At 69.7% G+C, this 11,669-nt stretch carries 9 protein-coding genes, 2 tRNA genes and 1 pseudogene; 8 read left to right on the forward strand and 4 right to left on the reverse strand.

Annotation, left to right across the window (positions count from 1 at the left end; all coding sequences use genetic code 11):
• The 3 genes and pseudogenes from BL253_RS30855 to BL253_RS30865 all read right to left on the reverse strand — a co-directional run.
• Positions 1–427: pseudogene (locus BL253_RS30855) on the reverse strand (class I SAM-dependent methyltransferase); the annotation flags it as partial.
• A complete protein-coding gene (locus BL253_RS30860) occupies positions 424–1,170 on the reverse strand; it encodes a 4'-phosphopantetheinyl transferase family protein (protein WP_241835301.1) in 747 nt (248 codons plus the stop codon). The gene BL253_RS30860 and the pseudogene BL253_RS30855, both read right to left, overlap by 4 nt.
• Before the next feature lie 603 nt (positions 1,171–1,773).
• Positions 1,774–1,844 (reverse strand) — tRNA-Gly (locus tag BL253_RS30865).
• Between the two features lie 184 nt (positions 1,845–2,028).
• Between BL253_RS30865 and BL253_RS30870 the strand changes: the two genes are divergently transcribed.
• From BL253_RS30870 to clpX, 5 genes are all read left to right on the forward strand, one after another.
• Positions 2,029–2,101 (forward strand) — tRNA-Pro (locus BL253_RS30870).
• A gap of 263 nt (positions 2,102–2,364) precedes the next feature.
• Entirely contained in the window at positions 2,365–3,825 is a 1,461-nt protein-coding gene (gene tig, locus BL253_RS30875) for a trigger factor (RefSeq protein ID WP_076820835.1), read from the forward strand.
• Between the two features lie 267 nt (positions 3,826–4,092).
• Positions 4,093–4,740 carry an ATP-dependent Clp protease proteolytic subunit gene (locus BL253_RS30880; protein ID WP_081438869.1) on the forward strand — a complete coding sequence of 216 codons (648 nt, stop codon included), beginning with the start codon at positions 4,093–4,095 and terminating at the stop codon, positions 4,738–4,740.
• A 61-nt stretch (positions 4,741–4,801) separates the two neighbouring features.
• Positions 4,802–5,434: an ATP-dependent Clp protease proteolytic subunit gene (locus BL253_RS30885; protein ID WP_076820836.1), complete on the forward strand. Its 633-nt coding sequence runs from the start codon at positions 4,802–4,804 to the stop codon at positions 5,432–5,434.
• A 570-nt stretch (positions 5,435–6,004) separates the two neighbouring features.
• On the forward strand, positions 6,005–7,294 hold the full coding sequence (gene clpX / locus BL253_RS30890; RefSeq protein ID WP_076820837.1) for an ATP-dependent Clp protease ATP-binding subunit ClpX: 1,290 nt from the start codon (positions 6,005–6,007) through the stop codon (positions 7,292–7,294).
• Between the two features lie 28 nt (positions 7,295–7,322).
• Here clpX and BL253_RS43075 read toward each other — a convergent pair whose 3' ends face one another.
• Positions 7,323–7,511: a hypothetical protein gene (locus tag BL253_RS43075; RefSeq protein ID WP_076820838.1), complete on the reverse strand. Its 189-nt coding sequence runs from the start codon at positions 7,509–7,511 to the stop codon at positions 7,323–7,325.
• Positions 7,512–7,626: 115 nt separating this feature from the next.
• Here BL253_RS43075 and BL253_RS30900 point away from each other — a divergent pair, with 115 nt between their 5' ends.
• The 3 genes from BL253_RS30900 (at position 7,627) to BL253_RS30910 (ending at position 11,548) form a co-directional block, all read left to right on the forward strand.
• A complete protein-coding gene (locus BL253_RS30900) occupies positions 7,627–9,024 on the forward strand; it encodes a bifunctional folylpolyglutamate synthase/dihydrofolate synthase (protein WP_076820839.1) in 1,398 nt (465 codons plus the stop codon).
• A 260-nt stretch (positions 9,025–9,284) separates the two neighbouring features.
• Positions 9,285–9,698 (forward strand): nucleoside-diphosphate kinase, encoded by a 414-nt coding sequence (ndk, locus tag BL253_RS30905; protein ID WP_076820840.1) that lies wholly within the window; start codon positions 9,285–9,287, stop codon positions 9,696–9,698.
• Between the two features lie 818 nt (positions 9,699–10,516).
• Entirely contained in the window at positions 10,517–11,548 is a 1,032-nt protein-coding gene (locus BL253_RS30910) for a rod shape-determining protein (RefSeq protein ID WP_076820841.1), read from the forward strand.
• The last annotated feature ends 121 nt before the right edge of the window (positions 11,549–11,669 follow it).

The raw sequence follows: 11,669 nt of genomic DNA on the forward strand, positions 1-11,669 counted from the left end.
GTTTGAGCGTCTCGGTGACCGCGACGAGGGCGGTCTCGGTGAGGTCCTTCAGGTCCAGGCCGGCGCGCGTGAGGACGTCGCGATCGACGAGAAGTGCCTGGTAGGCACCCCGCCCGGGGGCGAGCCGGTTGTTCTGGTAGGTGGTGGTGTCGAGCATGCGGGCGAGGTCGAGGAGTCGGTCGGCGGTGAGGTTGTCGGGGATGAGGTCGAGGACGTCGAGGTTGTGGTGGGTGGCGTGGGTGCTGGCGGCGCGTTGTTGGGCGTCGTCGAGGTGGACGCCTTCGGCGAGCAGGAAGACGTGGTTGTGGTGGATGGGGTCGTTGGAGGGTTCGGCGACCGGTAGCGCGGACAGGCGTCGGCGCAGCCTCGCCGTGTTCAGCCCGACTCCGGCGAGCACGGCGACCGGCAGCCAGCGCCGCCGGCTCATGACGCGTCCCCGCCCGGCTCGACCGCGAGCGCGGTGACGATCAGGCCCTGCCCGACGACGAACCGCCCGCGCAGTGTCGTCAGCCGCTGCCCGTCCGGCAGCACCGGCCCCGTGACCAGCAGCCGCGCCACGAACGTTCCGGACCGCCCGCCCGCACCCTCGGCACCCTGCCGGCCGGGCCCGCCGTCCGTGAAGGTGATCTCGGCGTCCTCGAATCCCAGCCACTCCTGGGCGAGCGGGAACCAGGCCTTGTAGACGGACTCCTTGGCGCAGAACAGCAGCCGATCCCAGCTGACCTCGGGGGCACGGGAGCTGACCGCCCGGATCCACTCCCGTTCGGACGGCAGGGAGATCCGCTCCAGCACACCCTGCGGCGTGGGACCGTTCGGCTCGGCGTCGATCCCCACGGAGACGAGGTGCCGCGACCAGGCGACGGCGGCGGCCCGGTACCCGTCGCAGTGGGTGATGCTGCCGACGACGCCGGCCGGCCACAGCGGCTCCCGCTTGGGCCCGGACAGCAGCGGCGCCGGTTCGACGCCCAGCCGCGCGAGCGCGCGGCGCGCGCATATCCGGCCGGTGGTGAACTCGCGCCGCCGTTTCTCAACGGCCCGCGCGAGCAACGCCTCCTCGGCCGGGAACAGCTCGGCGTCGATCTCGTCGGTGAACGTCTCCACCGCGACCGCGACATCCGGTACCACGCCGCCCAACAGCCCCGCCGTCACCCCCGCTCCCGCGTCAGACACACCGTGAAGCTTGCCATCCGCCCCCGACGCTCCCCATCCGCCGCTCACAGTGGTGTGGCCCCGTTGTGACGCAAGGACTCCCCGCGAGTCGACGCGCCACGGGGGCGAGCCCACGGAAGCGACGGGTGCGTCAGGCACACAGCGATGAGGTCCCACGACCCTTCGTGGCCGGTCGTCCCGGGTGGAAAGCCCGACGAGCACCGGGACGACGACCAGACGATCTCGCCGGCTCCGGGGCTCACCCCCCGGCGGGAACCCGACGGTCAGGGCACAGGGATCCAGCCAGAATTGACGGCCCGGGGCTGTCCGGTTGCGCGGATTCCGGCGCTCACCCCAGCGCAAAAACGGCTTGGGCGCAGGTGCTTCGAGGGGCGTGAGTGGCTGGCTGGTCGGCGGTGTGCCCGGGATTCCAGGTGGGATCGGCCGTCTGCGGCTGATGGGCCGCGTGGGGTCCGGGGCTAAATAACGGGCCTGGGCGCAGGCGCCCCGAAGGGGGGCCAAGCAGCGTCAGCCGCCGCGTGGGGTCCGGGGCTCGGCCCCGGGGCAAAATAACGGCCCTCGGCGAAGTCGACCGAAGGTCGACGAGCACCAATGCCCGGCGCGAGCGGGTGACCGGGATCGAACCGGCATGGCCAGCTTGGAAGGCTGGGGCTCTGCCATTGAGCTACACCCGCGTTGTGATCGTGGTGGTGAGCTTACCCTGGAGATGACGTCTTCGGCGTGGCGGGCGGTGCGGATGCCCCTTGTCGGCATGACCGTGAGGCCCCGGCTGAGGGGTGGGTGGGCGKGCTGGGCGGGATCTCGGACCCGCCTCGTGATCGTGGCGTATCCACACCGTAGGATGGGTGAGCAACGCCTCGGGGCGTAGCGTAGTGGCTAGCGCGCCTGCTTTGGGTGCAGGAGATCGGGAGTTCGAGTCTCCCCGCCCCGACGAGCTGGCTCATCCTGTTCGCTGCCCTCCGGGGCAGCTTCCCGGAGGCCGCGATATCGCCTGGGGGTTCGACCCCCCAGACCCCCCGGTGTCGAGCTTCGCTCGACCCAGGGGGGCAGGTCTTGAAGGGCCGCTCTAACGCCGAACCTCGCTTCGGCTCTGTGGGGCTGGGTCCCGAGAGGCAGGCTGAGGTCCTTGGGCCGCCGTGAGGCGTAATCTCGGCGCGTCCCCCGTCCGACGTCGTACCAGGAGACATCCGCGCCGTGAAGGCCACCAAGGAGACACTCAGCCCGACCAGGGTCAAACTCACCGTCGAGGTGCCCTTCGACGACCTGAAGCCCTCCCTGGACGCCACGTACAAGAAGCTTTCCCGGCAGATCCGGGTGTCCGGGTTCCGGCCGGGCAAGGTGCCGCCGCGGATCCTGGACCAGCGGCTCGGGCGTGAGGTGATCCTCGACGAGGCGCTGCAGGAGGCCCTGCCGAGTTTCTACTCGCAGGCGGTCGAGGCCGAGGACGTCGACGTGCTGTCGCGCCCGGAGGTGGACGTCACCGAGTTCACCGAGGGCAGCCCGATCGTCTTCACCGCCGAGGTGGACATCCGGCCTGACGTCACGCTGCCGGAGACCGACAGCCTCAAGGTCACGGTCGACGCGGTCGAGGTCACCGACGAGCAGGTCGACACGCAGCTGGACTCGATGCGGGAGCGCTTCGCGGTGCTCACGCCGGTCGAGCGGCCGGTGGCCTCCGGCGACTACGTGTCCCTGGACCTCTCGGCGGTGGTCGACGGTGAGCCCGTCGAGGACGCCACGGCTACGGGCATGTCCTATGAGGTCGGTAGCGGCAACCTCATCGACGGCATCGACGACGCGATCATCGGCGCGGCCGAGGGCGACAGCCGTACGTTCGACACCGAGCTGCTCGCCGGTGACAAGCAGGGCCAGACCGCYCAGGTCACCGCGACCGTGCGTGGCGTCAAGGAGAAGGAACTCCCGGCGCTCGACGACGACTTCGCGACCACCGCGAGCGAGTTCGACACGCTGGACGAGCTGAAGGCCGACGTGCGCGAGCGCCTCGARGGCACCCGCAAGTTCGAGCAGGTCAACCAGGCACGGGAGCGGCTGCTCGAGCAGCTCATCGAGACCGTCGACGTACCGGTGCCCGACTCCGTGCTGGCCACCGAGATCGAGGCGCGCGAGCATCGGCTCGGCCACGACCTGGAGCGTTTCGGCGTCGACCGGGAGACCTACCTCAAGACGCTCGACCAGGAGCCCGAGGAGTTCGACAGCCAGGTCCGCGACTCGGCGACGAAGGCGATCAAGTCCCAGTTCATCCTGGACACGGTGGTGCGCACCGAGTCGATCGGGATCGACCAGGGCGAGCTGATGGAGCAGATCATGCTGCTCTCGCAGCGGATGGGCGTCGCGCCCGAGCAGTACGCGCAGCAGCTGGCATCGGGCAACGGGTCGGGCCTGACCGCGCTGATGTCGGACATCATGCGCAACAAGGCGCTGCTGCACCTGCTGCGCGCCGCGACCGTCGTCGACGGCGAGGACAACCCGGTCACGCTGGAGCTCCCGGAGCAGCCGGAGCCTCTGGACATCGACGACCACGAAGGTCATGACCACGAAGGTCATGACCACGAAGGTCATGACCACGAAGGTCACGACCATGAGGGTCATGACCACGATCATGACCATGATGACCACGAGGGCCACAACCACTAGGCACCACCTGGCCCGCCCGATCCTCGCGGTCCGTCGTGACCGAGCCGGCCCCCGCGGCGATGCCGCGGGGGCCGACGCATGTCCAGCCCTGCCCGCGGGGCGCCCTGTGGCCGAGGCGCGCCGCGCCTCGGCCACAGGAGCGCCTCTGCCTAGCGCGAACATCGAGCCGGATGGGCCGGAACTGGCGCGGGTCACAGATAGTGTCGAGYCGGTCAAGCTGTCGCCCGTGGGTATTGCAGGACTGGGCAGGAAGCCGAGGAGTCGACCGTGAGTGAGTTCGCAGTGCCGAGTCTGGCCGTGCCGGGTGGCCCGAGCCTCCGGTCGCCGGGCCAGGGCGGGCCGGGGTTCGACGAGCAGGTCTACAACCGTCTCCTGCGGGAGCGGATCATCGTTCTCGGCTCGGTGGTCGAGGACAACATCGCGAACCAGATCTGCGCGCAGCTGCTGCTGCTGAGCGCCGAGGATCCGATCAAGGACATCTCGCTGTACATCAACTCGCCGGGTGGCTCGGTCAGCGCGGGTATGGCGATCTACGACACGATGCAGTTYATCTCGAACGATGTCGCCACCTTCGCGATGGGCCTGGCCGCGTCGATGGGCCAGTTCCTGCTGTGCGCCGGCGCGTCGGGCAAGCGCTACTCGCTCCCGCACGCGCGGATCATGATGCACCAGCCGTCCGGCGKCATCGGGGGCACCGCGTCCGACATCGCTATCCAGGCCGAGCAGATGCTCTACACCAAGCGGATGATGCAGGAGCGCATCGCCTTCCACACCGGTCAGTCGATCGACCAGATCGAGCGAGACTCCGACCGTGACCGGTGGTTCACGGCCGAGGAGGCGAAGGACTACGGCTTCGTCGACCACGTCGTCCAGCGGGTGGCCCAGGTTCCTGGCGGCAGCCCGGCCAGCAACTGATCTCGTCGGCGCTTCCCGTCTCATCGGCCTGTCACCACCGCGCCTCCCGGAGGGCACGATCATGTCGAGTTATCAACAGACCGGCCGCTACGTGCTRCCGAACATCATCGAGAAGACCTCCCGCGGCGAGTACGGCATGGACCCGTACTCGAAGCTGCTCAAGGAGCGAATCGTCTTCCTCGGCGTCCAGATCGACGACGTGTCCGCCAACGACGTCATGGCGCAGCTGCTCTTCCTCGAGTCCGAGGACCCGGACCGCGACATCTCGATCTACATCAACTCGCCCGGCGGGTCGTTCACCTCGCTGACGGCGATCTACGACACGATGCAGTTCGTCCGCCCGGACATCCAGACCATCTGCATGGGCCAGGCCGCCTCGGCCGCGGCCGTGCTGCTGGCCGCCGGCACTCCGGGCAAGCGGTTCGCGCTGCAGAACAGCCGCATCCTCATCCACCAGCCGTCCGGCTCGGGCGAGGGCCAGTCGAGCGACATCGAGATCCAGGCGAAGGAAATCCTTCGGATGCRCTCGCTGCTGGAGAGGATGCTCGCCGACCACACCGGCAAGCCGGAGGAGGAGATCCGCCGCGACATCGAGCGCGACAAGATTCTCTCCGCCGACGAGGCCAAGGAGTACGGCCTGATCGACGAGGTGATCAAGACCCGTAAGTCGTCTCGTCTGGCGGCTGCCCGCTGACGGTGCCAATCGGCCGTACGCTGGGGGCCAAAGGACGTGCGAAAATGTTCCTCCTTCGCATGCCCAGTGGTCATTGTCCAGGCGCACTGAGCGGAATGAGCCGCGCGATAGGGCTCTCACCGGACGGTGTGGCGGGGTACCGTTCCCCTCGGGACATCTTCCGCGGCGGCCGGCGATGGCCGGCCGGCACGTTGGCCGCCGCGGGTGCGGGAGACGGCGTGGCGGTACCGGTTGGGCGCGGGCACGGCGGGCGGTGGGCGTCCGTGCCTGACCCGGCTGGCGGGCTGGTCGACTGGCCAGTCATGGGGGCGCTGGACGCAACGGCCCGAAGCGGCTGGCGGGTTGACCTCCGCCGGCCGACGAGGGCGCAAGGGAAGATCCGTCCGGGGCGGCTGGCGGGCTGGCCGGCGGCGGACCGTCCGGATCGGCTTCCTCGGTCCGGGAGAGACCCCGAGCCGCGGATAGCGCAGGAGACAGCGGTGGCTCACTCGACACGCGACGACCGGGCGGCGGCAGCCGCCCCCGAGCTGCAGGCGAACCCATCGTCTGGACGAAGGGACTGAGTCCTCGGTGGCACGCATCGGTGATGGCGGCGACCTGCTGAAGTGTTCGTTCTGCGGGAAGTCGCAGAAGCAGGTGAAGAAGCTCATCGCTGGTCCGGGCGTCTACATCTGCGACGAGTGCATCGATCTCTGCAACGAGATCATCGAGGAGGAGCTGTCCGAGTCCTCCGAGCTCAAATGGGATGAGCTGCCCAAGCCGCGGGAGATCTACGAGTTCCTCGACGGCTACGTCGTGGGCCAGGAGACCGCGAAGAAGACGCTGTCGGTGGCGGTCTACAACCACTACAAGCGGATTCAGGCCGGGGGGGCGGCGCAGGGCGAGGCGGGCAAGGGCGACGTCGAGCTGGCCAAGAGCAACATCCTGCTGCTCGGGCCGACCGGCTGCGGCAAGACGCTGCTGGCGCAGACGCTCGCCAGGATGCTCAACGTGCCGTTCGCGATCGCTGACGCCACCGCCCTCACCGAAGCCGGCTACGTCGGCGAGGACGTCGAGAACATCCTGCTCAAGCTGATCCAGGCGGCCGACTACGACGTCAAGAAGGCCGAGACCGGGATCATCTATATCGACGAGGTCGACAAGATCGCCCGTAAGTCGGAGAACCCGAGTATCACCAGAGACGTCTCCGGCGAGGGCGTGCAGCAGGCGCTGCTGAAGATCCTCGAGGGCACCACGGCGAGCGTGCCACCGCAGGGCGGACGCAAGCACCCGCACCAGGAGTTCATCCAGATCGACACGACGAACGTGCTGTTCATCGTGGGCGGCGCGTTCGCGGGGCTCGACCGGATCATCGAGTCGCGGATCGGCAAGAAGTCGCTGGGCTTCCGCGCGGTCCTGCACGGCAAGGACGATCCGGACGCCTCCGACGTCTTCGGTGACGTCATGCCGGAGGACCTGCTCAAGTACGGGATGATCCCCGAGTTCATCGGCCGGCTGCCGGTCCTCACCAGCGTGCAGAWCCTGGACCGGGAAGCGCTGATCCGCATCCTGACCGAGCCGAAGAACGCTCTCGTCCGCCAGTACAAGCGCCTGTTCGAGCTGGACAACGTCGACCTCGACTTCACCTCCGACGCRCTCGAGGCCATCGCCGACCAGGCGATCCTGCGCGGCACCGGCGCGCGCGGCCTGCGCGCCATCATGGAGGAGGTGCTGATGTCGGTGATGTACGACATCCCGAGCCGCAAGGACGTCGCCCGCGTCGTCGTCACCCGCGAGGTCGTGCTCGAGCACGTCAACCCGACCCTGGTGCCGCGCGACATCGCCGCCAAGCGCAACACCCGACAGGAGAAGTCGGCCTAGTCGCGGCCGGAGGTCAGGCCGCGGCAGGTCAGGCCGCGGGAGGCTGCTGGGGCTTGCCACGGTAGCCGGCCAGTTGGCGGCCCTGGGCGACCAGGCGGTCGGACGAGTCGTAGCCACCATGAGGATGACCGTCGATGTCCCAGCCTTCGGCGACCTCGGCTGTCCAGGCACCGGCGTCGTCGACCTCGGCGGCGATCGCCTTCTCGAACTCACCCACACCGGCTCACGCTAGCCGCGTACCTACAGGAAACGGGCGCTGCGTGGTGTCGGTCACCCGGGTGCCACGCATGGTGATCGACGAGCGGTGCGTACGTACCCGATAACCTTCATGCGTGGTGGACAACGGGCGAGACGGTCGGCCGGCGAGCACGCGGGGCGGCGCGGCGGGCGCCGCGGGCGACGCCAGGGGCACGGCGGGCGATGACCTGTCGCGGGTGGAGAAGGCGCTCGCCGGGCGGTTCCCGCATCGGATGATCCCCGACCTGGAGCGGATGCGCGACCTGGTCGACCTGCTGGGCCATCCGGAGCGCTCGTTCCCGGTGGTTCACCTGACCGGCACGAACGGCAAGACATCGACGGCTCGGATGATCGACGCGCTGCTGCGTGCGTTCGGGCTGCGCCCCGGCAGGTACACCTCGCCGCACCTGGAGAGCGTCACCGAGCGGATCAGCATCGACGGCCCGCCGGCGAGCACGGAGGTGTTCGCGCGGGCGTTCGACGACGTGCTGCCCTACGTCGAGATCGTCGACGGCCGCCACCCCGAGCGGGTCACCTTCTTCGAGCTGCTGACCGCCATGGCGTTCTCCGCGTTCGCCGACGCCCCGGTGGACGTGGGCATCGTCGAGGTCGGGATGGGCGGGACGTGGGACGCGACCAACGTGGTCGACAGCGTCGTGCAGGTGGTGACGCCGATCGGGCTCGACCACCGCGAGCTTGGCTCGACCGTCGAGGAGGTCGCCGGCGAGAAGGCGGGGATCCTGCGCCCGGACGCTCTCGCCGTGCTCGGCACGCAGCCGCTGGGCGCGGCGCGGGTGCTGGCCGAGCGCGCGGCCGAGCTGGGCACGACGCTCGCCCGCGAGGGGCTGGAGTTCGGGGTGGCCCGGCGGCACGTGGCCGTAGGCGGCCAGATGCTGACGCTGCGCGGGCTTGGCGGCGACTACGACGAGATCTTCCTGCCGCTGCATGGCGAGCACCAGGCGCACAACGCCGCGTGCGCGCTCGCCGCCGTCGAGGCGTTCCTCGGCGGTGGCGCCGGGTCACTGGATGTCGAGGCGGTCCGGGCCGGGTTCGCGAGCGCCTCCTCACCGGGACGGCTCGAGGTCGTCCGCCGCTCGCCGACGGTCGTGCTCGACGGGGCCCACAACGTGGCCGGCGCGCAGTCGCTCGCCGCGGCGCTGACCGACTCGTTCGCGTTCGACCTGGTCGTCGGCGTGGTCGGCCTGCTCTCCGACAAGGACGCGCACGGCATGCTGTCCGTGCTGGAGCCGGTGTTCACCTCGATCGTGATCACGCAGAGCTCGTCGCCGCGGGCGCTGCCGGTCGACGAGCTGGCCGCCGCCGCCGTCGAGATCTTCGGTGCGGACCGGGTCGAGGTCACGCCGCGGCTCGACGACGCGATCGAGACGGCCGTGCGGCTGGTGGAGGAGGACGCCGAGCTCGGCGGTGGCGGTGTCGTCGTGACCGGCTCGTTGACGACCGTGGGTGAGGCGCGCCATCTCCTGACTCGCTGATTCCTACGGTTGCCCGCCACTCGTCCCTCGCGGTCCGCTGATCGTCACCTTCCGGGCACCGTGGTCCCCCGATCCGTCAGGCTGACCCCGTCAGGGGCCCGCCTGACGGATCGGACAGGGCGGCGCCCCGGAGGGATGGCCCCGAGGACCTGTAAGTTGGGCCGGGAGCGCCGCGGTTCCGGCCCCGGCGTGGATAACGACGCGACCAGCGCGGTGCGCTGGGTCCGACCTGTCAACGATGACACGATATGAGGAGTCCAGTGCCCGCCGAGCGCACCCTCGTCCTGGTCAAGCCCGACGGCGTCAGCCGTGGCCTCGTCGGGGAGATCATCAGCCGTCTCGAGAGCAAGGGCCTCAGCCTGGTCGCCCTCGAGCTGCGCACGCTGGAGAAGTCCGTCGCCGAGACGCACTACGGCGAGCACGCGAGCAAGCCGTTCTTCGGTGAGCTGGTCGAGTTCATCACCTCGGGCCCGCTGGTCGCGCTGGTCGTCGAGGGCCCGCGCGCGATCGAGGGCACGCGTGGCCTGATGGGCGTCACCGACCCGGTGAAGGCCGTTCCCGGTTCGATCCGTGGCGACTACGCCCTGGAGATCGGCCAGAACCTCGTCCACGGCTCGGACTCGCCCGAGTCCGCCAAGCGGGAGATCGACCTGTTCTTCCCGGGCCTGAGCTGACGGCCCCGCCGGGGGCCTGACTCCCGGCGAATCGTGCCAGGACGTCGTGACCTCCCCGGCTCCTGATGTCGGGGTCCCCGTGGTGCCTGGACGTCGGGGTCCCCGTGGATCCGATCCGCCCCGGCGGATCGGATCCACGGGGTTATGCCAAGTCCTCTAAGCACTGACCCGCCCGTTCCGGATCGAATCCACGGGGTTATCCCGAGCTATCTGGACACTGACCCGCATCTTCCGAGTTCTCCTCGGGTGGGGGTGCCCGCCCGTCCTGCTTCCAGACGTCGACCCGCCTCTTCTGGGTGAGCCCGCGGCCGGCCCGGCGTGGCGTCCCGCCGGGCGGCCGGGCGGTTTGCCAGGGTAGGACGGGGTGTCGACGGGCGGACGCGCCCAGGGGTGCCGGTGGTTCCGGAGGTGGCCGTGATGGGCGGCGAGGGCCGGTCTKGACGGCGACGACCGGTCGGCACCATGGGTGACACGTCCTCGCTGGGGGGCGGGCTGTCGGTGGCGCGGTCTAACCTTCAGGTGTCGCCATGGGCAGCGCCGCGCCGCCGGAATCGTCCCACGTGAGGCCCACCCGTCAGACGTACAAAAGCAAATGCCGCTCCAATCCCGTGGTGCCGGCGTCCCCCGCGCCAGCCGCGGTCGACACGGTCAAGTAGAAGTCTGTATGACCTAAGTGGGGGATAACGAAGCCAGAGCAACATCCCCAAGCCCCAAAGCCTAAGAACCTTGATCTGTTCGAGGCGGGCCGGCGGGTCCGGTGAGCCCGGGCCGAGCGCGGCGGCGCCCAGGACCACATCTCCGGGAGGGTCGGCCCGACGATGTCCAGTTCCTTGTCATTCCTCGGTCGTGACATGGCGGTCGACCTTGGCACCGCCAACACGCTCGTCTACGTACGCGGGCGTGGGATCGTGCTCAACGAGCCGAGCGTCGTCGCGATCAACACCACCACTACGGRCATCCTCGCGGTCGGTACCGACGCCAAGCGCATGATCGGCCGGACGCCGGGCAACGTCGTCGCGGTCCGCCCGCTCAAGGACGGCGTGATCGCCGACTTCGAGACCACCGAGCGGATGCTGCGCTACTTCATCCAGAAGGTCCACCGCCGCCGGCACTTCGCCAAGCCCAGGCTGGTCGTGTGCGTGCCGAGCGGCATCACCGGYGTCGAGCAGCGGGCCGTCAAGGACGCGGGCTACGAGGCGGGCGCGCGCCGGGTCTACATCATCGAGGAACCGATGGCCGCCGCGATCGGCGCGGGCCTGCCGGTGCACGAGCCGACCGGCAACATGGTCGTCGACATCGGCGGCGGCACCACCGAGGTGGCGGTCATCTCGCTCGGCGGCATCGTGACCAGCCAGTCCATCCGCATCGCCGGCGACGAGCTGGACACGGCGATCATCTCCTACGTCAAGAAGGAGTACTCGCTGATGCTCGGCGAGCGCACCGCCGAGGAGATCAAGATGGCGATCGGCTCGGCGCACAAGATGCCGGACGAGCCGAGCGCCGAGATCCGCGGCCGCGACCTCGTCACCGGCCTGCCAAAGACGATCGTCGTCACCGCCGAGGAGATCCGCAAGGCCGTCGAGGAGCCGGTCAACGCGGTCATCGACGCCGTCAAGGTCACCCTGGACCGCTGCCCGCCCGAGCTGGCCGGCGACATCATGGACCGCGGCATCGTGCTCACCGGCGGCGGCGCGCTGCTGCGCGGCCTCGACGAGCGGCTGCGCAACGAGACCGGCATGCCGATCCACATCGCCGACAACCCACTGCACTCGGTCGCCATGGGCTCCGGCAAGTGCGTTGAGGAGTTCGAGGCCCTCCAGCAGGTCCTCATCTCCGAGCCCCGTCGGTGAGGGGGAGGGCGCTGAGCGGGCGGGGTGAGGCCTGCTCGCCGCCCTTCGGGCGGCTTCGCCGGGGCCCGCTCAGCGATATCGCTCCGGGGGTCCGTTCCCCCAACTGTCCGCTGGCGCGGCC

Origin of the sequence: Pseudofrankia asymbiotica, from assembly GCF_001983105.1 — a bacterium.
Lineage (GTDB): Bacteria > Actinomycetota > Actinomycetes > Frankiales > Frankiaceae > Pseudofrankia > Pseudofrankia asymbiotica.